The 23,207-nt window shown below is 68.6% G+C and carries 20 protein-coding genes and 3 pseudogenes; 11 read left to right on the top strand and 12 right to left on the bottom strand.

The window, feature by feature from the left end; all coding sequences use genetic code 11:
* Window positions 1-13 precede the first annotated feature (13 nt).
* Complete coding sequence (locus ACNFOC_RS15825) at window positions 14-457, bottom strand: hypothetical protein (RefSeq protein WP_416959752.1); 444 nt, start codon at window positions 455-457, stop codon at window positions 14-16.
* Between the two features lie 559 nt (window positions 458-1,016).
* Window positions 1,017-1,526 carry a class I SAM-dependent methyltransferase gene (locus ACNFOC_RS15820; RefSeq protein WP_416959751.1) on the bottom strand — a complete coding sequence of 170 codons (510 nt, stop codon included), beginning with the start codon at window positions 1,524-1,526 and terminating at the stop codon, window positions 1,017-1,019.
* A gap of 14 nt (window positions 1,527-1,540) precedes the next feature.
* On the opposite strand from ACNFOC_RS15820, the gene ACNFOC_RS15815 reads away from it, so the two are divergent.
* Window positions 1,541-2,233, top strand: coding sequence for a hypothetical protein (locus ACNFOC_RS15815; protein ID WP_416959750.1), 693 nt, complete (start codon window positions 1,541-1,543; stop codon window positions 2,231-2,233).
* Between the two features lie 686 nt (window positions 2,234-2,919).
* Here ACNFOC_RS15815 and ACNFOC_RS15810 read toward each other — a convergent pair.
* Window positions 2,920-3,234, bottom strand: a complete 315-nt coding sequence (locus tag ACNFOC_RS15810; RefSeq protein WP_416959749.1) for a hypothetical protein — start codon at window positions 3,232-3,234, stop codon at window positions 2,920-2,922.
* 255 nt (window positions 3,235-3,489) lie between these two features.
* On the bottom strand, window positions 3,490-3,864 hold the full coding sequence (locus ACNFOC_RS15805; protein ID WP_416959748.1) for a roadblock/LC7 domain-containing protein: 375 nt from the start codon (window positions 3,862-3,864) through the stop codon (window positions 3,490-3,492).
* A 590-nt stretch (window positions 3,865-4,454) separates the two neighbouring features.
* Between ACNFOC_RS15805 and ACNFOC_RS15800 the strand changes: the two genes are divergently transcribed.
* The gene (locus ACNFOC_RS15800) at window positions 4,455-4,703 is read left to right on the top strand and encodes a hypothetical protein (protein ID WP_416959747.1); all 249 of its coding nucleotides are present in this window, start codon (window positions 4,455-4,457) and stop codon (window positions 4,701-4,703) included.
* 46 nt (window positions 4,704-4,749) lie between these two features.
* On the opposite strand, the gene ACNFOC_RS15795 is transcribed toward ACNFOC_RS15800, so the two are convergent.
* Together ACNFOC_RS15795 and ACNFOC_RS15790 are read right to left on the bottom strand one after the other, a co-directional pair.
* Window positions 4,750-5,391, bottom strand: a complete 642-nt coding sequence (locus ACNFOC_RS15795) for a DUF4142 domain-containing protein (RefSeq protein ID WP_416959746.1) — start codon at window positions 5,389-5,391, stop codon at window positions 4,750-4,752.
* Between the two features lie 314 nt (window positions 5,392-5,705).
* The gene (locus tag ACNFOC_RS15790) at window positions 5,706-6,497 is read right to left on the bottom strand and encodes a hypothetical protein (RefSeq protein ID WP_416959745.1); all 792 of its coding nucleotides are present in this window, start codon (window positions 6,495-6,497) and stop codon (window positions 5,706-5,708) included.
* 687 nt (window positions 6,498-7,184) lie between these two features.
* On the opposite strand from ACNFOC_RS15790, the gene ACNFOC_RS15785 reads away from it, so the two are divergent.
* The 6 genes from ACNFOC_RS15785 (at window position 7,185) to ACNFOC_RS15760 (ending at window position 11,131) form a co-directional block, all read left to right on the top strand.
* A complete protein-coding gene (locus ACNFOC_RS15785) occupies window positions 7,185-7,568 on the top strand; it encodes a zinc ribbon domain-containing protein YjdM (RefSeq protein WP_416959744.1) in 384 nt (127 codons plus the stop codon).
* 163 nt (window positions 7,569-7,731) lie between these two features.
* Window positions 7,732-8,073, top strand: coding sequence for an ArsR/SmtB family transcription factor (locus tag ACNFOC_RS15780; protein ID WP_416959743.1), 342 nt, complete (start codon window positions 7,732-7,734; stop codon window positions 8,071-8,073).
* Window positions 8,070-9,803 (top strand): SulP family inorganic anion transporter, encoded by a 1,734-nt coding sequence (locus ACNFOC_RS15775; protein ID WP_416959742.1) that lies wholly within the window; start codon window positions 8,070-8,072, stop codon window positions 9,801-9,803. The genes ACNFOC_RS15780 and ACNFOC_RS15775 overlap by 4 nt, the downstream gene beginning before the upstream one ends.
* A complete protein-coding gene (locus ACNFOC_RS15770; RefSeq protein ID WP_416959741.1) occupies window positions 9,800-10,243 on the top strand; it encodes a pyridoxamine 5'-phosphate oxidase family protein in 444 nt (147 codons plus the stop codon). Before ACNFOC_RS15775 ends, ACNFOC_RS15770 begins: the two co-directional genes overlap by 4 nt.
* Window positions 10,243-10,683, top strand: coding sequence for an ATP-binding protein (locus ACNFOC_RS15765; protein ID WP_416959740.1), 441 nt, complete (start codon window positions 10,243-10,245; stop codon window positions 10,681-10,683). Before ACNFOC_RS15770 ends, ACNFOC_RS15765 begins: the two co-directional genes overlap by 1 nt.
* Window positions 10,684-10,717: 34 nt before the next feature.
* A complete protein-coding gene (locus tag ACNFOC_RS15760; protein ID WP_416959739.1) occupies window positions 10,718-11,131 on the top strand; it encodes an STAS domain-containing protein in 414 nt (137 codons plus the stop codon).
* Between the two features lie 19 nt (window positions 11,132-11,150).
* Here ACNFOC_RS15760 and ACNFOC_RS15755 read toward each other — a convergent pair whose 3' ends face one another.
* Window positions 11,151-11,945 carry a 2-phosphosulfolactate phosphatase gene (locus ACNFOC_RS15755; RefSeq protein ID WP_416959738.1) on the bottom strand — a complete coding sequence of 265 codons (795 nt, stop codon included), beginning with the start codon at window positions 11,943-11,945 and terminating at the stop codon, window positions 11,151-11,153.
* A 438-nt stretch (window positions 11,946-12,383) separates the two neighbouring features.
* Between ACNFOC_RS15755 and ACNFOC_RS15750 the strand changes: the two genes are divergently transcribed.
* Window positions 12,384-12,734, top strand: coding sequence for an ArsR/SmtB family transcription factor (locus ACNFOC_RS15750; RefSeq protein ID WP_416959737.1), 351 nt, complete (start codon window positions 12,384-12,386; stop codon window positions 12,732-12,734).
* Window positions 12,735-13,154: 420 nt separating this feature from the next.
* Here ACNFOC_RS15750 and ACNFOC_RS15745 read toward each other — a convergent pair whose 3' ends face one another.
* A complete protein-coding gene (locus tag ACNFOC_RS15745) occupies window positions 13,155-13,481 on the bottom strand; it encodes a hypothetical protein (RefSeq protein ID WP_416959736.1) in 327 nt (108 codons plus the stop codon).
* A 47-nt stretch (window positions 13,482-13,528) separates the two neighbouring features.
* A pseudogene (locus tag ACNFOC_RS15740) lies at window positions 13,529-13,678 on the bottom strand (transposase); the annotation flags it as partial.
* 90 nt (window positions 13,679-13,768) lie between these two features.
* On the opposite strand from ACNFOC_RS15740, the pseudogene ACNFOC_RS15735 reads away from it, so the two are divergent.
* A pseudogene (locus ACNFOC_RS15735) lies at window positions 13,769-15,019 on the top strand (IS256 family transposase); the annotation flags it as partial.
* Window positions 15,020-16,346: 1,327 nt separating this feature from the next.
* Here the strand turns inward: ACNFOC_RS15735 and ACNFOC_RS15730 are convergent.
* Both ACNFOC_RS15730 and ACNFOC_RS15725 read right to left on the bottom strand, forming a co-directional pair.
* Window positions 16,347-19,238, bottom strand: coding sequence for an AfsR/SARP family transcriptional regulator (locus ACNFOC_RS15730; protein ID WP_416959735.1), 2,892 nt, complete (start codon window positions 19,236-19,238; stop codon window positions 16,347-16,349).
* 61 nt (window positions 19,239-19,299) lie between these two features.
* Window positions 19,300-19,899: an NAD(P)-binding domain-containing protein gene (locus tag ACNFOC_RS15725; RefSeq protein ID WP_416959734.1), complete on the bottom strand. Its 600-nt coding sequence runs from the start codon at window positions 19,897-19,899 to the stop codon at window positions 19,300-19,302.
* 1,378 nt (window positions 19,900-21,277) lie between these two features.
* On the opposite strand from ACNFOC_RS15725, the gene ACNFOC_RS15720 reads away from it, so the two are divergent.
* Window positions 21,278-22,309, top strand: a complete 1,032-nt coding sequence (locus ACNFOC_RS15720; RefSeq protein ID WP_416959733.1) for a CHRD domain-containing protein — start codon at window positions 21,278-21,280, stop codon at window positions 22,307-22,309.
* 491 nt (window positions 22,310-22,800) lie between these two features.
* Here ACNFOC_RS15720 and ACNFOC_RS15715 read toward each other — a convergent pair.
* A pseudogene (locus tag ACNFOC_RS15715) lies at window positions 22,801-23,207 on the bottom strand (IS701 family transposase); the annotation flags it as partial.

The following is a 23,207-nucleotide window of genomic DNA, read 5'->3' as shown; positions in this document are numbered from 1 at the left end:
GACTTCTCCTGTATTATCCGTCGGTACCTTCAGGACCTTTCTGTTTTCCGCAGCCCTCGGCCTCGCTGGGGCCTTTGTGCTCTGGGCTGCCGGGCCCGTGCACGTCGACCCGCACACTCCCTTTACCTCTTGGCGCATAGACCGCGATGCGGGGCTGGTCAGGCTGTTCGGAGTCGCCCTCTGCGGTGTGGCGTGCGGTAGCGTTCTCGGTGTGTCTGAGGAGCGTCTGGATGTGGCAGTTCTCGGCGCTTTTTTCTTCGGCAGTCTCGGTCTGGTATGGGGGCTCGTCCCCGAAGGTGACTCTTGGCTGGCCCATAGGATCGCTTTCCGCTTTCTGGCTGCACGCGGCGACTTGCCCAAGAACCTGATGGCCTTTCTCGACGATGCCCACCGAATTGGCCTCCTCCGCGCCTTCGGCCCGGTCTACCAGTTCAGGCATGCAGAATTTCAGGACCACCTTCTCGCTTCTCAGCGAAATTTTTCGCCGCCTCCCCACTGACTGAGAGATCCCGAGGCACGGACTGGCGGTCCCACCCTGACTTGACGAAGACGCAGGAACAGGAACCTGCCCAACCGCGGGTGCACCCTCATGTATCGCCCCTCTGCCGACAGTGCGTGTCCCCACGTTCAACGGGGCCACGGGCGCGGAGTTCAAACCCGGCCGTCTCACCGGCTGTGATCAGAACAGAGGTGTTCCGCATGTTCCAACAGCCGGAATTACCAGCAGACTCCTCGCAGCTCATCTGCACTCTCCGTTTCTGACGTGGTCGAGCTACGAGGCGGCTGTGCGACTTGTCCAGCACGTGTCCGGCAGGCAGGTCCCGGTCGGTGGTGCCCGCGGGGAACACGGCCAGTTCGGGGTAGCCGTGGGGGCGAACGTGCTGGTCCCATGGGCGCACTGCGGCGGCGAAGCGTTCGGCGAGGCGGGTGCCGTCGGGGCCGTATGCGTGCGCGATGAACTCGGCCCGTCCCTTCTCGGCGGCAGCAGCGGTGTCGGTGACCGGGGTGTGGGTGAGTTAGGCCAGGGAGCCGGCGCTGAGTACGGTGGGTGCGTTGGCTCCGCGGGGCACGGCGGCGATGCGGCTGTCGCGCTCGCGGTCGAGTGCCAGGCGGCAGCGGCCGGGCAGGGTGGTGGCGAGGTAGAGCTGCAGGGTTTCGAAGGACTCCTGGGGTGCGACGGTAACGCCGGTGGGCAGTTCGTGCCGTGGTCCGAGTAGCGCGTCCTCGATGCCGGACACGTCGGCCGGTTCGCCGTCCTCGAAGCGCAGTTGGAGCTCCCCGCCGCGCAGATCGGCGACCGGGGTGGTGCGGGATGCGCTGCCGAGGTCCCGTACGAACTCGCAGAACGTGAAGCCGCGGGCATGCAGTACGTCGCCGTGCTTCTGGAGGGTGATGGCGCGGGTGTAGCCGTGGATCTCCAACGGCAGTACCAGGTACCGGCCTTCGGCGAGCTGTTCGCGCCAGGCGGGGGCGATGTCCCAGCAGTTGTGGGTGATGACGCAGCCGTCGAAACCGGCGGCCGGCACGTGGCCGGGACGCCGTGGCGGCCGTCGCCGAGGAGCGCGGTGACCCGGCCGCTGCCGGCCTCGGCGGTGAAGCGGCGGGTGCGTGCGATGACGTGCGCGTCGATGTCAACGCTCACCACCCGGTCGGCCGGTCCGAGGACGTGGGCGAGGAGTTCGGCGTTGTAGCCGTCGGATCCCACCTGGTACTGAGCTACAAGGTCAGGTTCTGGGAGATACGCGAACGGGCGGACCGCGCCAAGGCGTTCGAGGTGCGCTGGACGGTCAACGGTCGTGAAAAGTCTGAATCGTTCCTGACCAAGGGCCTAGCTGAGAGCCGCAAAGCGAAGCTCATCGCCGCCGCGCGCGACGGTGAGCCGTTCGACCCGAAGACGGGACTACCGACGTCGGAGCTGCGCGCACTGCGCCAGCGGACCATGTGGTATGCGGTGGCCCGGGAGTACATGGACGCGCGCTGGGAGTGCACTCCAGGAAACACTCGACGCACGCTGGCCACGATCACGGTTGCCTTTGTGGACAAGGGGCCATTCAGTAGGAAGGCTGGGGTGAACGAGCCCCGCGAGGAGTGGCGGGCAGCCCTGGAGTGGCTGGAGCACAGGTCGCTACCCGTGCCTCCTTTGAGGTTGAGCAGCCCCCAGCCGGTTCGGGGAAGTCGACACTGGGACTTCCTGAGGTTGATGACCTCTGCCGGAGTGCGTCGCGATCCTTGAACCGGTCGCCAAGCTGTCCTGACCTGCGGTTTTGTGTGTGCGCATTATGTGCGGTGTGGGTGTTACGGGCGATATCCTGACGCTCGTTCTGATGACCTGTCAGGCGAGTTGCTGGGCTGGTCAAGCCACGTGAATCGGCATGGTCGCAGAGGCCCGGCCGTTAAGGAGTTCCGTCGCAGTTCGAGCCCGTCCTGAACAAGGTCCGTGTCCCATGTCTTGGGTCGGGCAGGCCGTGCACCCGACCCAATCGCGTGCGCGCCGACAACACGTACGCCTCCCGGAAGAGCCGCGCTTGGCTGCGGCGGCGCGGGATCCGCTGCACCATCCCGGACAAGGCCGACCAGGCCCGCCACCGCAAGAAACGCGGCTCATGCGGCGACCAGTCACCGAAGTTCGCGGTCAAGTGCGGCATCAACCGCCTCCGGAGGCACCGGGCTGTTGGTGAGGTCGACTCGAGGCGCCCTGCCGATGTCTCCATCGGTGGATTTCCCCGAGCCGCCTTCCGAACCCGGCGTGTCTGTCTCCGACGTAGCAGGCCACCAGCCACGGTCGTAATGGCGTCGGCGGAGCCGCTTCCGCATGACCCCGGGGTGTTTGCGTAGGAGCCACCGAGTCGCCCTCATCCGGGCGAATTGGCTGAGATAGCAGAACGCGACGTTCGACACTCCGGGGCGGAAGTGCGCGCACTACCCCCGCAACGCGGAGTTCAACCGGCGCAGCAGGAACGTCAGCGCCAGGCCAACATTCTGTCGCCGGGTCAGTTCCTTCACCTTGGCCGTTGCGGAACGTACTGACTTCCGTGCCGGACAGGTGTAGATGTACTGCCGGTCAGCGCCCTGTTTCGGGTGCCGCGGGATGCGCCACCCGAGGAAGTCGAGACCCTCGTCAATGTGGGTGATCCTCGTCTTCTCCACCGACAGGCGCAGGCCCATCGGTTTCAATGCCCCAGCGACATCGTCTCGCAATTCCTCGGCATGCCCACGGCTCCCGGAGACGAGCACGAGAAAGTCCCTGCCCGGTATGTCGAGGGTGACCGGCAGCTCCGGGGCGTGGGCGTCCTCCGTGATGGCGCTGGATGCGGCTCGCGGGATGCAGCGGCATCTGAGGGCGGCGTCAAACCACAGGCCGCCCTCAGATGCCCGATCCTTCTTCGCGTTCAGGACCGTGCACGACAACAGATTGCGAGCATGTTGATGTGATGAGTTGAAGAAGTCTTCACATCATGGGCAGACGTGTTTCCCGCATGCCGGGACAGTTTAGATCTCGATCGCCCCCTCTACGCGTTTGAGTTGGTGGCGGGCCATGGCCAGGTTCGAGCGGGCCTTGTCGAGTACGAGGTACAGGAACAGGCCGTTGCCGTTGCGGCCGGTGACCAGGCGGATCAGGTGGTACTGGCTGTCCAGCGTGATCAGGATGTCCTCGATCTGGCCCTTGAGGCCCAGTTGCTCCATGGTGCGCACCATGGCCCGGACGACATCCGTGTTGCCGGCTGCGGCGATCGTCAGGTCCAGGGTCTTGCTGCCGCCCAGCGTGCCCAGCGCCATGCCGCTGGTGTAGTCGACGACCGCGGCCCCCAACGCCCCCTCGATCCCGGCCATCATCTCCTTCAGCGACACTTCAACACTCGCCACGATGCCTCCCCTTGTGTTGCGTTTACTGCGGCGGGCCGGTGCTGCCGACTCGCCTCGGTGCCGGGACCGTACGCACGTGGCTCTCGCTTCAGGAGAGTCTCTTCGGGACTGACCCGCGACGACCGGACAGCGCCACGACGGGACCTGTTGGTGGGCAGGAACTGCCCTGACGCGTACGAAAGTTGACGCCTGGTCTGGCGCGAGCTGCAAAGAGGGATCACGCGGCCCGGAAACCTTGATGGACCTCAGTCTGCTGCGAGCCGGACTGGGAACTCCGGGACGAAGCGGGCGCGTTGCCGCGAGACGGCGACAAGGTCCTACGGTCCGAGGTCGGCTGCGGCGCTGCTCATTTTCTGGGCCTGGTGGGCATCGGTCCGGGCGCCTCGCGGGCACCGGCCACGATGATCCGAGTCCCGTCCTTCACCCCGAAGAACCTGGCCGACGTCCCCTGTAGCGGCCGTCCCCATCTTGGCCTGGCGGCTCGGTGCACAGTCTTTCGCGGCGGCCGACCACATCGGCCCCCCCCGGCACGGGATGTGTCCGGGGCCTGCCGACCGAGCGTTCGCGGAAGCGACGCAGGCAGATCGTGGATGGGCGCAGTTCTCCTCACACGCCTTGCCCGCGACCAGGTTGAGGTCCGAGCAGCAGGCTCCGCCTCCGTCGATCCGGGCCGGATCCTCCGCCTTCAGCAGCGCGTCCTCGGCGCCACCCGCTGGACCCACGCTGAACTCAGCTTGACGGTCGGCTTGTTGGAGGCCGGAGGGGTCCGCCTGGTGACGGATCAGCCGCCTCCGCTCACGGGCATCCGCAAGGGCTTCCCGTCGGTGACGGGAGGCTGAGGCCGGGCACGATGGCCTGTCCGGCGCCGGAGGCTGGGCTCGCTCCTCACCCCGCCGAGGGGCTCGGCGAGAGCGTTCTGGTCGTCGGCGGGGTGAGGACGACCTGGGGCTGGCCCCCGATCGGGGGCGGCGGGGTCAGGTCCTGGGCCGGGAGTTTGGATGCGGTGGTCTCCTGGACGAGGACCTGGCCGAAGTCGACCAGGCCGGTCTTCTCCAGGACCGTGATGTGGTCCAGGACAGTGCCGTTGGCCTGGTCCGCCAGGGAACGGACCAGCGAGTTCCTCGTGGTGGTGCGGACGCTCGCGATCGTGGAGAGGAGCCGGCCGTCTTCCGCGCGCACGATGGTGGTCATGTCGGTGTCGAACTGTTTGCCGCTGTCCGCGTTCAACTTGGCCACGAAGCCCTGCTGTTGTGGTGACGGCTGGTTGGGCAGCGTGATGTCCAACTGCTCGGCGACATTGCGGCATGCGGCGTCCAGTGAGGCATGCCCTTCGGCCAGGTGCTCCCCGGCGGTCTTGACCGCCTTCGTCGTACCTTTCCGTAAGGCCTTCTGACCGACGGGGTACTCCCACAGCCCGGCGGCGCGCACCTCGACCACGAAGTCCCGGTCGGCCTCCGTGAGTGGTCCGGTCGCCGGGGTGGCGATGACCCGTTCGGGCGCGCTGCTGACCTTCTGGACTCCGAGCATGGCGGGATAGAGAAGTGACCCGAGGGTGGCAGCAAGCGCACCACCTAGGAAGAGAGTTCCCGCCGCTTTGCGTGAAACGAGCACTGCGTCTCCTGTCCGGTTCGGAAACCGCACGTACAGAGGTACGGATGCGGGGTCCCGCGGAACCTTTGGGGCTCGCAAGGGGTTCGCAAAATGGGCCGGCGTGCGCTACCCCGACCACACGCGTACTGACCTCGGGCCATTTCGGAATCGACGGGGACCTGGGTTCGGAAGGCGGCTCGCCCGTGGTTTCCCGAGTCACAGTGAGAGGGCGTGCCTTCGTCGCGTCCTGCCTACCGTCGGCTGGTGGCGATGTAGGTGCCGTGCCAGGTGTGGTCCCAGACCTGGCCGGTGGAGGCGTTGACCGACAACATGCCGGTGATCTTGCCGGTGCGCAGGGTGTGCAAGGTGTAGTAGCCGGGGTAGGACTCCGGGTCGCCGGGAGTCAGCGTGGTGTCACGGGCGCGAAGCCACGCCAGGGCGATGTTCTTTGCCTGTCCGGCCGGGACCCGGCTCCCGCTGCGGGTGCCGTAGGGCATGCCGTAGTCGGTGTTCCACATCATCGCCGGCCCGTACTCGATCTGCACGGCCCCGTCGGCGGGGTTGACCAGGACCTCGGTGGCCGGGTGGCCACTGCTGGTCTCCAGCTCGGCGTAGAAGTTCCGGGAGAACTGCATGACCTCCCCGACCCGCAGTCCGAGCCGGTCGGCGAATGCCGTGGCCCGCTGCCTGGCCTGGTCGAGGGTCCGCACCCGGTTGCCGTTGGCGGCCAACCACCAGTTGCCGGTATGGCCGTTGCCCATCATGCCGGGCCCCCAGGAACCCCAGCGGCCGCCCATCATGCCGGAGCCCCACGCTCCGCTCCAGACGTCCGGTCCCCACCCGCTGGTCGGACCTGCCGGGGCGGGTGTGGTGGTGGGAGCGGTGGGTGTGCTGCTGCCCGTGGCAGTGGGGCCGGCCGTGACGGTCGGGGTGCGACCGGTCGTCGTGACGGCGCTGCCGTTGCCGCCACACGCTCCCAGCGCCACGGCTCCTGTCAGAGCCAGGGCCGCCACAGCCGCGACGCGTGTGCGCCCATGGATCATGGTTGTTACCTCCGCGGTGCCGGTCGGCCTGCGCCGACGCAGCCAGGGTGTTCAGTGCCACGCTCTCGTCGTCGCGGGGCACAAGCACAGGGCCGTTCGGCCCTCGGTCGCCGACGAACGGCCCACTTGGATCAACCGCCACGGATCCACGGACACCGGCAACGACCGTCCCGATACCCCCGGTCGAGCCGAGCCGAGCCGAGCCGAGCTGAAGCGACCGCGACGCGGCCTTCGCGCGCCGTGCGGGGGCCCGCCACCTTCGGTCGAGGGAACGGAAGTTGCGCCACCGCCCGTATCCTCCGCTGGCGCCCGGTCCCAGGCGGGGGCGCGCCATGTGCTGAAGCCGGCCATGACCGCGACGCCTCGCACTTCGCCCGGGAAGGCTTCACCGTCCAGGCTGCCGACTTCGCCGCCGCCGGCCTTGAGCAGTCGGCGGAAGCGGCTCGCACCGGGGTGTGGCCGAGCGGGCTCCGCGACGGATCGTCCCTCCGTCCGGGGCCCGTGTCGCGAAGTGGCCCCGAGGGATGGGATCGGGGCTGGTTGTCGACACCCGGAAATCGAGCCCTGCACCCCGTCTCCAGCCGATGTACGCCTGCTTCTCTCCCCGACGGACGTGTCCCGCAGCGGCCGTATCCGCTCGCCGGATGATGGGATCGTCCGAGGTGCGGGGCCGGATACGCTGGCGAGATGATCGAGAATCTTCCTCCCTGTCCGAAGTGCTCGTGCGAGTACACCTATGAGATGAACGCCCTGGTGGTGTGCCCGGAGTGCGGCCACGAGTGGGTGCCCGCCGAGGGCGGCTCGGACTCCGGCGCTCCCGCGATGGGGGTCCCCCCGGCCGAAGGCTGGGGGAGGGTGGTCAAGGATGCCGTCGGCAATGTGTTGCAGGACGGTGACTCCGTGGTCGTGGTGAAGGCGCTCAAGGTCAAGGGGAGTCCCTCGGGAATCAAGGCCGGTACGAAGGTGCGCGGTATCCGGCTGGTCGACGGGGTCGACGGCCATGACATCGACTGCAAGATCGACGGTTTCGGGGCGATGCAGCTCAAGTCGAGCGTGGTCAAGAAGGGCTGACCCACTCACCCCCAACTCGCCGGGGATGATCCGGTAGTAGTCGGATGCTGAATTGCCAAATTTCGCAATTGGCTAGATGCTGTGTTGGCTGTGTCTGCAAGTAGTCGCTGGCGCAGCCTTCACCTGCCTCCCGCGTGGGGCGCTGTCGGGGAAGCGAGGAGCCGTGTCCGTTCCGCTGTACCAGGCCAAGGCCGAGTTCTTCCGGATGCTGGGGCATCCCGTACGGATCCGGGTGCTGGAGTTGCTGCAGGACGGGCCGCTGCCCGTGCGAGACCTGCTGGCCGCGATCGAGGTGGAGCCCTCCGGCCTCTCCCAGCAGCTGGCCGTGCTGCGCCGTTCCGGGATCGTCACCTCGACGCGGGAGAGGGCCACGGTCGTCTACGAGCTGGCCGGCGGAGACGTCGCCGACCTCATGGCGGCCGCGCGCCGGATCCTGACCGAGATGCTCTCCGGCCGGAACGAACTGCTCGCCGAACTCCGGGAAGCCCAGGTCGCCGCGCGATGACGTCCGCTCTCACCCGGATCCGAGACCGGATCGTCGAGCTGCTTCCCGGCCGGAACGATTGGGTGGAGACGCGCCGTGCCCCGCGCCGCGATCTCCTGGCCGGCCTCACGGTGGCGGTCGTCGCGTTGCCGCTCGCGCTCGGTTTCGGTGTCTCCTCCGGGCTGGGCGCGGAGGCGGGTCTGGCGACCGCGGTCATCGCCGGTGCTCTGGCGGCGGTGTTCGGCGGTTCGAATCTGCAGGTGTCCGGGCCGACGGGCGCGATGACGGTGGTGCTGGTGCCGATCGTCGCCGCGCACGGACCGTCCGGGGTGCTCATGGTGGGGCTCATGGCGGGCGTGATGCTCGTCGCGCTCGCCCTCTTGCGGGCCGGCAAGTACATGCAGTACGTGCCCGCGCCGGTCGTGGAGGGCTTCACCCTCGGCATCGCCTGCGTGATCGGCCTGCAACAGGTCCCGAATGCCCTGGGGGTGCCCAAGCCGGAGGGCGAGCGGGTACTCGTCGTGACCTGGCGCGCGCTGGAGGAGTTCGCGAAGGATCCGAACTGGACCGCCGTCGCCTTCGCGGCGGCGGTCGCCGGCGTGATGCTGATCGGCGCCCGCCTGCGACCCACCGTCCCGTTCTCCATCCTCGCAGTGATCGCGGCCACCGTCGTGGCGCAGACCGCGGGCCTGGACGCCGCCACCCCGATCGGCGATCTGCCCTCCGGGCTCCCGGCTCCTTCACTGTCCTTCCTCGACCTCGGCTCGCTGGGTTCCCTGCTCGCTCCGGCGGTGGCGGTCGCGGCGCTGGCGGCTTTGGAGTCACTGCTGTCGGCGTCGGTCGCCGACGGCATGACGGTAGGTCAGCGACACGATCCGGACCGGGAGTTGCTCGGCCAGGGGCTGGCCAACATCGCCGCCCCGCTGTTCGGCGGGGTGCCGGCGACCGGCGCGATCGCGCGCACGGCCGTCAACGTCCGTACCGGCGCCGGGTCCCGGCTGGCGGCCCTCACCCACGCCGCGGTCCTCGCGGTGATCGTGTTCGCGGCCGCGCCCCTCGTCTCGAAGATCCCGCTCGCCGCGCTGGCCGGTGTGCTGCTCGCCACCGCGATCCGCATGGTCGAGGTCGGCTCGCTGCGCGCGATGGCGAAGGCCACCCGCGCCGACGCGCTGATCCTGGTGCTGACCGCCGTCGCGACCCTCGCTCTGGATCTTGTGTACGCGGTGGTGCTCGGCCTGATGGTCGCGAGCGCGCTCGCCCTGCGGGCCGTGGCCAAACAGGCCCGCCTGGACCAGGTGCCGCTCGACCGGGGCGACCACAGCGCCGAGGAGCACGCACTGCTGGCCGAGCACATCGTCGCCTACCGCATCGACGGCCCGCTGTTCTTCGCCGCCGCCCACCGCTTCCTCCTCGAACTGACCGAGGTCGCCGACGTACGCGTCGTCATCTTGCGCATGTCCCGCGTGACCACCATCGATGCCACCGGTGCCCTCGTCCTCAAGGACGCGGTCGAAAAGCTCCACCGGCGCGGCATCGCCGTCATGACCTCCGGCATACGCCCCGGCCAGCGCCAGGTCCTGGATTCCGTCGGCGCGCTGGAACTGCTGCGCCTGGACGGACACGAGTACGCCACCACGCCCGAGGCGATCCAGGGTGCCCGCACCCGTCTGGAGTGCGCCGGCGTCATTCCGCCGCCCCCTGCCCAGTCGCCCCGGCCCCTCACCGAGGAAGCAGAGGAAACCGTCCGATGAGCACTGCGCCCGCAGCCCCGCGCATGGTCGAGGTATCCGGTGCCGAAGCCCTGTGGTTGTTGGAGGGCAGCACCCTGGGGCGGTTGGTGTACACGCAACGGGAGGCGACCGTCGTCCGGCCCGGCCGGCACACCTGGGAGTACGGCCGCCTGGTGGTGCGTGCTCCGGCGCAGGCGGCAGCCATCCCGCTGACAGCGACGTACCAGCTGGACGAGGTACGTGCCGCGACCGCCACCGGCTGGACGGTGACGGTGGCCGGGCCCGCCGAGGTGATCACCGATCCGAACGAGGCCGCCCTCCCCCATAGCCTGAAGGGCATGGGAGGTGCCCCCATCCGCCGCACGCTCACCGGCTGGACGTACGACCCCCACGACACGATCGTCCGTATCCATCCCCGGACTGTCTCCGGCTTCCGGCTGGTCCGCGGGACGGCGAGCTGATGGCCACGCGGCTCGAAGCCCTGCCCCACCGGCACGTGCTCACCCTGCCCACCGAGCCGTCCGCCGTCCGGCTGTCACGGCAGACCGCCGAATTGGCGCTGAGCGAGTGGGGGATCAGCCTGCGCCACCCCGCGGTCGGCCCGGCCCTGCTGATACTCGGCGAGCTGGTCACCAACAGCGTCCGGCACGCTGCCGCGCTCTCCCCCCGGATGACGGTGATCTACGCGGCAGGCGAGGACTGCCTGGCCTTCGCCGTGCACGACCGCCATCCCTACCAGCCGCCGCTGTACGCGTCGCTCACCGACGCGGGGACAGGCGGACTGGCCACCGTCATGGAACTCACCCTCGGCCTGGCCGGCACCGCGGTCGTCCGGGGCGACGCCGACGGCAAGGGCAAGAGCATCTGGATCACCCTCCCCCTCCGAGCTCTCCCAATCTGACCCAACAGGCCGACTGCGCAAGGAAGTTGACGACATGACCATCGAGTGGCGCTACACCGTCGAGCAGGAACTCGGCGTCCTGTCCGTCTCCGGATACTTGGGCCCGGACGCCGTTCGCCGCTTCGAGGGGGCCGTCGGCTGGGCGGTGGGACGCGGGACCGGCCCGGTCGTCGTCGACCTGACCGGACTGCGTGCCTGGTCGGCCGAGGGACAGCTGGCGATCACCGAGGCCGCGCGGCGTCTCGCCGCGGCGGGCCGAAGCCTGGAACTGGCCGCGATCCCCGCCGACGGCTCCCTCGTCCCCGACGGGGACTGCCCGCCCATCCCCGTGCACGCCGACCTGGCCGGCGCCCTCACCGTGCACAGCGCACGGCACGGCAAGCCGCCCAGGGGCCGCCACGAGTGGCGGACGACGGGCTGGCCGAGCGGAGACGAATCCGGCGAATGACCCGCCGGGGTCACCGGCTTCAGCCGGCGGTGAAGGCGCCGCCAGGATCCCGTACCGGTACGACGACGGAGAGGTCCTCCTCCGTGGCGATGGCCACGTCCTCGGAGAAGCAGGCAGCGGCCAGCTCGCGGCCCGATGCACCGGTGGCGACCGCGCGCGCGAGGTCGGCAGTGCCCTCGTAGGCCGCTTTCGCCGCGGCTGCCTCGGGGGACAGCGGTCCCGCGCCCTGGTGGTGCAGGTCGGAGATGAGGGCGCCGGCGCAGAGCAGGTCTTCCAGCGCGGGACGCAGGCTGCCGTCCGGCCACCGCTCGCCCGCGGCGATCACGGCCACCGGGTGCCGGGCCGTGCCGTAGCCGTCGGCCGTGAGCCGGCTGCCGACCGCGGTGATGTTGCGCAGACAGGCGGCGACCACCCGCACCCGCGGCGGTGCGGCCGCCACAATGGCCGCACCGTTGGGAGAGGGCAGCACCAGGCGCGCGGAGAAGGGGGCGCGGCGCAGGTGGGCGGGGGAGAGGGACCAGGGGTTGTCAGGTGTGACGGCATGCCGTGGCACGGCCAGCCGAGCGCCCGACTGCCGGGCATAGACGGTGGCGGCCTTCTCTGCCGCGGCCCGCTCGGCAGAGGCGGCATGGCCGTCCGGCAGCCAGAACGGCAGCACCCCGATGCCCGTCTCGACGGCGACGCTCACTGTTGTGGTGAAGGACAGCACGTCGACGATCGCGAGACAGGCGGCCTCCCCGGCGAGACGGCCCGCTCCGGCAGGCCCCCACTCGAAGCGGATCCCGCTGCCGGACTGGACAGCCCAGTCACCCATGCTCCGCTCCCTTGCGGTCTGCTTGCCGTGCGCCGGTCAGCTTCGGTCGTCGCCGTCCGGCGTGGACGCCGTGGGGCGGTCGCCGAAGGACAGTCGCATCATGTGGGCGTGCCCGCACCGCGGGCAGGAGCCGTCCGGGCCGACGGCGGTGGGGCGGCATTTGAGGCGGCAGGCCGGGCACTTGTACCAGGCGACGCCGGAGCCGTGCAGCGGAATGATTCTCGCGCAAGCCTCCCTCACCTCACGTATGGAGTTGCTAATCTTAGCAATTGCTGAGGTTGTTACTGCTGGTTTCGGGCGGCTTGGTTCTCGCGCGGATTCGGTGTGGCCGGTGCCGCAGGCGAGGATGGGCCGCATGTGTGTGACGAGTGGGTGGATGCGATGTGCCGAGGACGGTCGGGTGCGGCCGTACTGCTGCACCGGGGAGGCGACGACACGATGAGTACGCCGCTGTACCAACTGAAGGCCGAGTTCTTCAAGACGCTCGGCCATCCGGCCCGCATCCGGGTGCTGGAGCTGCTGAGCGAGCGCGAGCACGCGGTGGCGGAGATGCTGCCCGAGGTGGGCATCGAGGCGGCCCACCTTTCCCAGCAGCTGGCGGTGCTGCGGCGGGCGAACCTGGTGGTGACCCGCAGAGAGGGTTCCACCGTGTACTACTCGCTGACCAGCCCTGACATCGCCGAGCTGCTCCGGGTCGCCCGCGGCATCCTGTCCGGGGTGCTCGCCGGGCAGGCCGAACTCCTCGCCGACCTGCAGGCCGCCCGGACGCAGGCCAGACCGCCGTCGTAGCGGCCCAGCCTCGCGGTGGCGATCGCCGTGGTCGCCGTCGGCATCCTTCTCGGCGGCTACGGGGCGCCGCGCCCCTGAACCTGGGCGCGTAATAGGAACCGTCACCCGGCCCGGCGTCACGGTCATGCACTACCTCGGCACGGCTGCCATGCATACGCACGGCACCCTTCATTGCTCCGTGCCGACGGTGCCCAAGGGCGAAGATGAGCGCTCCGTCCGCCTCGGGCAGCGTGAGGGCACCGCATGGCGACGGTACCCACGTTGCGTAGTCGATTCTCCCCACGCGCTCCCCAGCGCGGTTTATGCCTCCCAGATTCTCCCCAGGGTGGCTGGCGGACGATAGTCATTGAAAGTGATCTTGAGCGCTCGCCGGATGGGCGCGCCGGTCACGCTTAGAGGAGCTAACACATTGAGGTGGTGTCACCAACAGGCGACGCACTGGGCAAGGTCTTCCGACAGGAAGAGCGTGAAACGTCGCTGCGATCCGGTGACTGTCGCCATGTAGACCCGAGCTGTTCCTGCGGCTTGGAGTCCGGCTATGGCTTCGGTGAGTCCGGGCCGAGGTATGACGCCCGTGTCGAGCATGACTTCATGCCGCCAGGACCAGATGTCCCAGAGCTGTTGCGCAGAAACCGTCTGGTTCAGAAAGACCTTGAAGTCCGCGCCTGCCTCCAGCTCGGCCAGGGCTGCACGTGCAGAGATACAACCGTCCCAGGACAGCGCGGATTTCAGGGCGTCTCGGTTCATGCGATCAGTCTGCCCGGGTCGGTCTATCGACGTGGGGTGAGTGCCGGTCAGGTCAAGGACAGCACTTGGCGGTGGGTGATGAGGCAGCAGGCGAGCTTGAGGAAGGCTTCGTGGATGTCGGCCCGTCGTTCCCAGCGGACGCGGAGGCGTTTGAAGCCGTGGAGCCAGGCGAAAGTGCGCTCGACTACCCACCGGTAGAGGGTCTGTACGCTCACCGGTGTAATTGATGATCATGGAAGAGACATCAAGTGACTGACACCGTGACCGAGTTTGTGGACGCCGATGACCTGGCGGATCCCTCGCCGGACGCCGCGACGGTCGAGCAGAAACTGATCGACCAACTCGTCGAGCAGGCCCGCAGCAGGGGGCTGCAGTTGACCGGCGAGGGCGGGCTGCTGCAGCAGCTGACCAAGAAGGTTCTGGAGTCAGCCCTGGAGGGCGAGATCACCGACCATCTCGGCTATGGCAAGCACGACCCGGCGGGCAATGACGGCGGCAACTCCCGTAACGCCACCCGGTCCAAGACGGTTCTGACGGACATCGGACCTGTCGCAATCGACGTGCCCCGCGACCGGGAGGGCTCCTTCGAGCCGGTCATCGTCAAGAAGAGGCAGCGCCGGCTGACCGGCGTGGACGAGATGGTGCTCTCGCTGTCCGCGAAGGGCCTCACGCACGGGGAGATCTCCGCGCACCCGGCCGAGGTCTACGGCGCGGATGTGTCCAAGACGACCATCAGCACGATCACCGACAAGGTGATGGATGGCATGGCCGAATGGCAGAACCGGCCGCTCGACCGCGTCTATCCGGTTGTCTTCATTGACGCTGTCAACGTCAAGATTCGCGATGGCCAGGTAGCGAACAGGCCGATCTACGTGGCCCTCGCGGTCACCGCCGAGGGACACCGCGACATCCTCGGCCTGTGGGCCGGCGACGGTGGTGAGGGCGCGAAACGCCGGCTTCGGGTGCTCTCCGAGCTCAAGAACAGGGGCGTCGAGGATGTCCTCATGCTGGTCTGTGACGGGCTGAAGGGGCTGCCCGCTGCGGTCAGCGAGGTCTGGCCGCGAACTGTGGTGCAAACGTGCGTGGTTCACCTGCTGCGGGCGTCATTTCGATACGCGGCCCGTCAGGACTGGGACAAGATCGCGAAGGGTCCCAAGCCTGTCTACACCGCGCCGACCGAGGACGCGGCCACGACACGGTTCCTGGAATTCGCCGAGACCTGGGGCAAGAAGTACCCGGCGATCGTCCGACTCTGGGAGTCCGGCTGGCCCGAGTTCACGCCTTTCCTCCAGTTTGATACAGAAATACGCCGCATCGTATGCACAACGAACAGCATCGAAAGCGTCAACGCCCGTATCCGCAAGGCCGTCCGGTCCCGCGGCCACTTCCCCACGGAACAGGCCGCCCTCAAGTGCGTCTACATGGCCGTCATGAGTCTCGACCCGACCGGCGCCGGCCGCAAACGCTGGACCATGCGCTGGAAGGGCGCCATGAACGCCTTCGACCTGGCCTTCGACGGCCGCCTCACCACAGGCCAACTCCAGCCACACCAAACCCAGTTGCACCGCTCGCTTTACAGACCCGGACAGCAGAACTCGGCTCTGTGAATGGCGGAAACGGTCCGACCTGACAGCCGATCGATACGGGACGGCCAGGGCACAGGAAGGCTTTCGTCCCACCAGGGACCGGCTCCCCTGTACAGCTGACGAGGCACCGACTTCTGGGCGCGTAGCACGCTGGGCCGTTTACGCGGCATGAGCCTTTCGGGTGGCGATCATTCTGTGACCCTGGCACGGGTGACGAAGAGTTGTCCAGGCTCGTCCCGCCGTTACGTTTTCCGCGGTCCTGCAAGAGGGGCGCTGGCCTCAGGGCCCGGCATGACTGTTCCCCCCTGCCGAACCGATGACCTGGGGGTTGCAAGGAAGAGCGCCCGCCGGGAGTCGTCGGCGGTCTGGACGAGTTCGGCGTGTCCGGTCCGCCGGACGGGGTGCATAACAGCGTGCCGGTGTGAAGGCACGGGGTTGTGTGTGGAGGGCGTGCTCGCGGGGTTCTCAGGGCGAAGCACCGCGGGCGCAGGCCCGCGTGAGGCCCTGCCTGGTGCCCCCTTGCCGGAGAACCGGTAGTACATGCCGCTGATCCCGTAGAGGTGGGGGCCTTCGATGTCGTCGGAGCGGCAACCGCCCTGACCGGCGGTGATGAGCACCAGGCCGCACGAGGTCGACCTCGTTGGGCTTGAGGACACCAGTGGGGCCGGACTACGCCCGCCGGAGCCTGCATCGGCTGTCCGACTCGTCCGGGCAGGACGGGCCACCACGAGGTGATCGACCCGCGCACACCGACGCCGGGGAGCGAGGGGCGCAAGACCGGGCGGTCGGAGGACAGGGTGGTGTCGCGGCACCTGTAGGACGGTGATCACGGCACGATCAAGAGGTGGGAGAACGCCGGTCCAGGTGGTGTGGGCCACCGAGCGCCGGTCCGTGTGCCCACCGCCAACATCGTCGCCGTAGTGGCCCTTTCGGGTGAGTAGACCGGGAGACGGGGGCGTCTCCCGCTTCGTGGTGTGAGCGACCTTGCTCGACGTTTTCGGGCAGACCGCGCGTCGACCACTCCCTGGGACACGGCTCCCGGATCGCGCGGCGGCTGACCTGCCGTCAGCACCATGCACGGCCCCGAACTGCGCCGACACGACGACGACCTGCGGATTCCGGCACCTTGATCTGCTGCACCACAGGGCGGGACGCCACCGGAGGCCGGTCACGACGGCTTTCCGGACATCTGTCTGACCGTCTGCTTCACGCGGCGATTCGCAACTTCTCGGACACGACGTGTACTTCACGCGGAGGCCGGCAACAGGGCACGCTCTCGTCACGCATGCGGTGATGAGGAGTCGAGCACGGCGAGCCGCTCGCGGATCAGATCGCTCTCGGGGTGCCCGATGGTGCCCAGGATGTCGAGCGCCTCGCTCCACGCCGCGCGGGCGTCCTCGCTGGACTCCGTCGCGTGTACGTCGCCGATGTGAACGAGTGTGTCCGCGATCAGGTAGACGTCGTTCAGCCGACGATAGGCGGCCAGGGCGCGGTCGAGTGCCCGCAGGGATGCGGCGTTGTCGCCGAGGCGATGGTGGGCCACACCCAGGCTGTCCCAGGACGCTGCCTCGACATTGCGGTTGCCGGCTGCCTGGGCGAGCGCGATCGCATGACGGCAGTCCCGGACCGCACCCTCGAAGTCGCCCAGGAGAATGCGGGTCCAGCCGACCTCGTTGGAGACGGAGGCCGTCCCGACCGTGTGACTGGCCCTCTCGTAAAGGGCTGTTGCCGCCTCGTAGTGCACGAGGGCGCCCCTGTGGGCCTTTCTGACATTGGCGAGGAAGGCCAAGTAGCGCCGGGCCAACGCCTCTTCGGGGAGGTCGCCGATCTCGGAGAACATCTCCAGCGCCGTATGGAGGTGCTTCTCGGCCTCGTCGTCCGGCTCCGAACGACCGAGGGCGAAGCCCAACGACCGGTGCATCCGCGCCTGTCCAGCGATGTCGCCGATCCGCTGCGCCGCGATCAGGGCCGCGCGCTGCGTCTCGATCTGCTCCTGGCGCCGTCCGCTTCGATCGAGGAACAGTTCGAGAACGGCCGCGAGTCGCCAGATCTGCGCACCGGCGCCGTAGTCCGTGTGATGGGTGACGAGGGCCTGCAGATTGGGCATCTCGTGGTGCAGCCACTCGGCCGCCTCCGCGGTGCTCGCGAACGAGATGGCCTGGGCGCCCGGTGCTGGGAGCGGCAACACGGGTTGTTCACGGTGGGTGTTGATGGCGGTCGAGGCGTTGTGTGCCGTTTGTAAGTAGTGGTCGTAGAGCCGCTGCCGGGCCTCCGCGACGAGGTGCCGGGAGTCCTCGGCCCGGGATGCCTCCCTGCTGAAGAGACGCAGCATCGAGTGGGTGCTGTAGAGGCCGGACCTTTCCTGGGTGCACAGGCTGGCGCGGTGCAGTTCGGACATCACCCGGCGCATGACGCGCACCGGCAGGCCGGTCATGCTCGCCGCGGCCTCAAGGGAGACTTCGTGCGACGGGATCAGCCACAAACGGCGGAACGCCTCGGCCGCCCGCTCGCTGAGAGCGCGGTACGACCACGAGAAGACCGACCGTGTGTCGGTGACGGGATCGCTCGCGCCGCTGATCGAGAAGGCGTGGAGCCCGTCGCGCCCTTCCTCCAGCTCCGCCGCGATCTCGGCGAGTGGAGCGGCCGGGCGGATCTCCGCGCGGGCGCAGACGATGGCCAGGGCCAGGGGCAGTCGGCCGCAGTGCCCGGCCATGGCGGTCGCCGCCTCGCGGTCCCGTTCGACCCGTGCCGTCCCGAGTCTCCTCGCGAGGTATTCGAGGGCTTCGGGAAGGGTGAGGACGTCCAGGTCGAGCAGCCGCGCACCTGAGGAGACGGCGAGTCCGGTCAGCTGCTGGCGGCTGGTGATGATGGTGAGACAGGCGGGATTGCCCGGCAGCAGCGGACGTACCTGGTTGGCGTCCCGCGCGTTGTCGAGAAGGATCAGACAGCGGCGCCGGGCCAAAAGGCTGCGGTACAAAGCGATTTGGCCGTCAAGGAGCGAGGGGATCTGTTTGTCGGGGACGCCGAGTGACTCCAGGAAGTGGCGGACCGCCGTGGAGGGGGTGAGGGGGTCGCCCTCGGGGTCGTAGCCGCGCAGGTTGACGTACAACTGGCCGTCGGGGAAGCGGTGGGCGGTGCGATGCGCCCAGTGCAGGGCGAGCGTGGTCTTCCCCACACCCGGCGCGCCCCCGATCGCGCCGATGACGCCCCTCGGGCTCGTGTCCGTCGGCAGGAAGGAGTCCAAAAGCTCGATCTCGGCCCGTCGCCCGGTGAACACCGGCAGACTCGCGGGCAGTTGGGCTGGTCCGGGCACGCGGGGAAGGTCACCAGGGGGAGTGGCGGAGGCCTTGGCGTGGGACGGATTGCCCTTGGCGGCGGGGGCCGTACCGCGCAGCACCTGGGCTTGTGCGGCGCGGAGTTCGGAACCGGGGTCGACGCCCAGCTCGTCGACCAGCTGCGAGCGCACGCGTCGGTAGTGCTCCACGGCCTGGGCCGTCTGCCCCTCCGCGGCCAGGACCCGGATGAAGCAGGCTTGCAGGGCCTCGTTGAGGGGATCGCCCTTCGCGGCCGGTCTGAGCAGCGGCAGCACCGTCCCGGTGCGCCCGGTGGCCAGCGCGGCCTCCGCGGCGGCCTGAGCGGCCTGGAAGTACTCTGCGTCGATCCCGGCGAACACGGTGTGCGAGCGGACCTCGTGGGGCAGACCGGCGACGACGGGGCCGCGCCACAGGGAGAGCGCCTTGACGAGATGGAAGGCTGCCGCGTCCTGTCGGCCGTCCTCGGCCGCCTTCCGGCCTGCGTCGCGGTGCTCGCGGAACTGGAGGAGGTCCAACTCCGCGTCACTGAGGTTCAGTCGGTAGCCCCCGGCGGCCCGGACCAGTACCCGCGCCTCGCTCCGCTGCGTCAACTCCGGTTCCAGGAGACGTCGTAGAGCCCCCACATGACGGTGTACGACGTTGATCGCGCGCGACGGCGGGTCGTCGCCCCACAAGGCGTCGACGATCTGGTGCACCGGTACCGGGTGGCCTGCCTGGGCCAGCAGCATGGCCAGCACGCTCTGTTGCTTGGGCGGTCCCAGGTGCAGCTCTCTGTCCTGGTACCAGGCTCGTAGCGGCCCGAGGACCGAGAGACGAAGCGGGTTCCGCTCCGCGGTGGGCGTCGGGTCCTGGTCCACTTCCTTGTCTCCTCAGGGTTGATGGGGACGGGGCGTCCGGGACGCCGCACGACGGACGGCATCATGACGGGGACGAGGAGGGTCCGTTCTCCTCGTGCGAGGCGCGTGTGCCCTCTCGGCCGGCCGGTGTCACCGCACTGCTCCAAAGGAACTCGGCCGGCACCGAACCGTCCTGCTCGCCCGAAGCCGGTCCGGTTGTCGTAGGCGTCCGTCCGGGAGACGCCGCTGCGTTCGGCAACACCAGTGACTTGGCGAGGCCCGTGGCCATCGACAGGAGAAGGGAGTTGACCGTCGGCTTCATGCCGCTGCCTTTGTCCGAGTCGCCGAAGTGGAGGAACCGGGTGGCCAGTACGCCGATCACCGGGCGCACCCGGTCGAGTGCTTCCTCGGATCCGCCTGCCAACACGGTGAGTTCACCGTGGGTGGCCGGTTCCACCGAGCCCGGCACCGGGGTGTCGAGGAGGCCGTCGGATCCCTCGTACACCTTCCGCACGGTCCGGCCGTCGGAGAGTGAGACGATCACGATGCCGGCCGAAGCCGCGGCCTCTCTGGGGGAGTTGACGGCCTGTGCGCCCGTCTCCGCCGCGACGTTCAGGGCCCGCTCGCGGGTCCGGGTGGTCACCGTCACGCTGTGCCCCGCCCCGCGCAGGCGTGCCACCATGAGGCGGCTGAGGCGACCGACGCCTACCACGGCCTCACAGGGCAGGGCGCCGCTCACGCGAGGCCGCGGTTGAGGCTGACGCCGTTCGCCGAGGGGTTCTCCACCAGGAGGACGGAGCCGTCGGCCATGTCCCGCATGGTGGGCGAAACTCCGGTCGGGTGCGCTCGCGGGCGGCGTCCGACACCGGTTCGTTGCCCGCCCGGTAGGGGCTGTCGCCGCCGACACCGGAATGGATGGCGTTGAGGCCGGGCCACCGGACAACCGCACCGGGCCGGTGGGGGAGGTGCGCGACCGCAGAGTGTGGACGACGGTTGTGCAGCCGACCAGCTTCGACACGGCCAACTCCGTTGCCCCCGCGATGTCGTAGTCCGCGATCGTGTTCTGCCACCTTCTCCGCCCGCGCTGTCGCGTCCGGCGACGACAAGAATCTGATTCGTCATGACATTTCCATTCGTAGTGACACGTTCGAAGCGGCAGGCCGGTAACGACGCTTTCGTGGCGGCCGGCTCTCCTGTCGCTGTCGATAGTGGTACGAACGTCCTATCGAGTCCAACGAAATGTATTGAAAGGTATTATCGAGTTTAACGATAATTAGGGGATGGGGTCGGTGTTCCTGCCGGAGGCCAAGGCGGTCGTCGCGGCGGCGGAACGGGCCGGGGGCGGGTCGTGGACCGCTTTGTGGACCGCTTCGTGGTGTAAGCGACCTTGCTCGACGCGTTCCGGTGAGCCGCACGTCGACCACCCCATGGGACACGTTTCCCGGGTCGCGCATGAGGCCGACCTGCCGTCAGCCTCATGCGCGGCCCCGAACCGCGCCGATACGCCGATGACCTGCCGACTCCGGCGCCTTGATCCGCTGCACCACATGGCGGGACACCACCCGGGGGCGTGGGAGCAGCGGCTTCAGGGCAGTCTGAGGATCGGCACGATGACCCGCGGCTGCGCTCGACCTGCCTCGCCTCGTGGGTGCCTTCCGGCGCCGCCATCCGCTGGTCGACATCCGGATCCAGGTCCCCGGCAGTGGCAGTGGCGGCGTCGCCGAGGACGTGCGGCGAGGGGCGGTTCTACGTCGGCGTCGTCGCCCTCGGGTCCGGCGAGGCCCATGATCCGGACCTACGGCATTTCGCCACCGTTCCCCAGGTGATGCTCCTGCCCGCTGGGCATCCGCCGACGCGGCGGGAAAGCATCACCCTCCGGGACTCCGCATCGACACCTTCACAGTTCCGGACAGGAGAAGGAAAAGGACGGAGCAGTGCCTGTCCGCTGTCATGGAAATGTCGCAGAGGTGTCACGGGGTGAAAGATGGCGCATGCGTGTGCCGTGTTGTCGGCGTGACGGTCACGGAGATTCCGCGGCCCAGCCATCAGGAGGCACACACATGCTGCACGAGCGATTCGGGATCCTCGCCATTTCCGTGATGACAGGAGCCGTGCTGCTGACGGCTTGCAAGGGGCAGAACGACAGCGGCGCGGCCCTCGACGGACCGGCGCAGGCGTCCAACAGCGCGGACAGCTCGGCCGGTTCGCCACGGAGCGCCGCCGCCGTGACCGGCATCGGCGCTTATGCCAAGGACGCCGCGGGCGCGGTGTTCCTGGCCTCGGTCCTCACCGGGAGCAACGAGGTGCCTGTCGAGGGCAAGCCCGCGGTGGGTGACAAGGACGGCAGCGCGGTGGCCCTCATGCGGATCCAGGGACACGCCGTGTCCTTCGCGTTCACCTGGACGGGCACGGGGACCCCGACCATGGCACACCTTCACGAGGGCGAGCAGGGCAGCAACGGCGATGTGAAGATCCCCTTCTTCATGAAGACGCTCAAGGACGGCAGCCGTTACGTCTACGGCACGGTGAACGTGGCCGACTCCGGCCTGCTGAAGGACATCACCGTCCACCCCGAGCGGTTCTACTTCAATCTGCACACCGCCGAGTTCCCCGGTGGCGCGGTCCGCGGTCAGGCGCTCACGCTGCCCAGCGGCATCGATCTGCCGAACACCATCAGGAACTCGTCCGTGAGCGGTGTCGTCAAGGGAGCGCAGGTCTACGCCTGCACCAAGCAGGCCGACGGTTCGTACGCGTTCACCCAAGACAACGTCGACGCCACCCTCCAGGGCGATATCCAGCACTCGTTCGCCAAGGCCGGACCGGCAGGACCGCCGCAGTGGATCGCCAAGGACGGCTCCTCGGTCACCGGCTCGGTGGTCAACAAGTTCGACAACGGCGAGGGGAACGTCCCTCAACTGATCTTGAAGGCGATCCAGACCGGCAAGGACGAGGGGCTTCTCGCCAGGACGAACGTCGTCCTACGGCTCAACACGCACGGCGGCGTGGCCCCCGCGGGCACATGCGACCCGGCTGAGAAGCCCGAGGCACGGGTGGCGTACACCGCGGACTACCTCTTCCTCGCCGCGCGCTGAACCTGCCCACGTGAGTGGCGCGCTGAAGCGCGCACGGAAAGGGCACAGCCTGTCTCGCTCAGTCGACGGAGAACGGCTGAGCGAGACGGTGAGGAACGTGAATCTCCCGGGGGAGGCGGAGACCAGCACCGCGCCGATGTGAGGCGTCGTCCGCGGCCGACGGTGAACCCGCGAGTTGCTCGTCCTCGTATCAGTTGGTGCGAGGCGTCGCGTTGTTCGGTACGAGACGTCGCGACCGCGCGGCGCCACGCATCCAAGAAGGGTGAGGGTATGTCCGCACAGCGAGATGGCGGGGTTTCGTCGAAAGGATTGGTCGTCTTCGGGTATCTGGGTATCGCGTTCTGCCTGCTCTCGCTCTTCTGTCTGATCTCCACCGGCGATGCCAAGGACCCCACCTACGTATCCTCTGTGATTCTCGCTTTCGCGATCTGCGGCGGAATCGTCCGGCGGGGGCGCCATTACCGGTAGTCCGTTAAATCCGGTGGTAGAGATCAAGGGGTCTTCCGGCGGTGACGGCGTCGAGGAGGGCTTGGAGTTCGGGTGGCGGGTCTTGGTCGGTCCAGGCCCGCCACCAGCGGGCCAGGTTGATCGCCGGGGTGAGCCAGGAGCGGACGGCGCGTAAGGCCCTGGGCCAGCAGGGCGGTTGGGGCTGGTGGGGCATGCCGGGTCCCCCTCTCGTCGGGGCAGGGCTCTGGTGCGGTGGTGTCCAGCGGTCCGGGCGGCGCGAACCACTGGTCCCAGCAGAAGGAGAACGCGCAGTTGACCAGGGTCTGGTGACGGTGGATGGCCTTCGTGGAGCGGACCTGGAAGTCGGCCCGGCCGAGCTCGTCCTTGATCTGTTTGTAGCTCTGCTCGATCCATGGCCGCAGCCCGTAGATCCGGACGATCTCAGTGATGT

Source organism: Streptomyces colwelliae (assembly GCF_048158785.1).
Lineage (GTDB): Bacteria > Actinomycetota > Actinomycetes > Streptomycetales > Streptomycetaceae > Streptomyces.
This window is presented reverse-complemented; position numbering and strand designations above follow the sequence as displayed.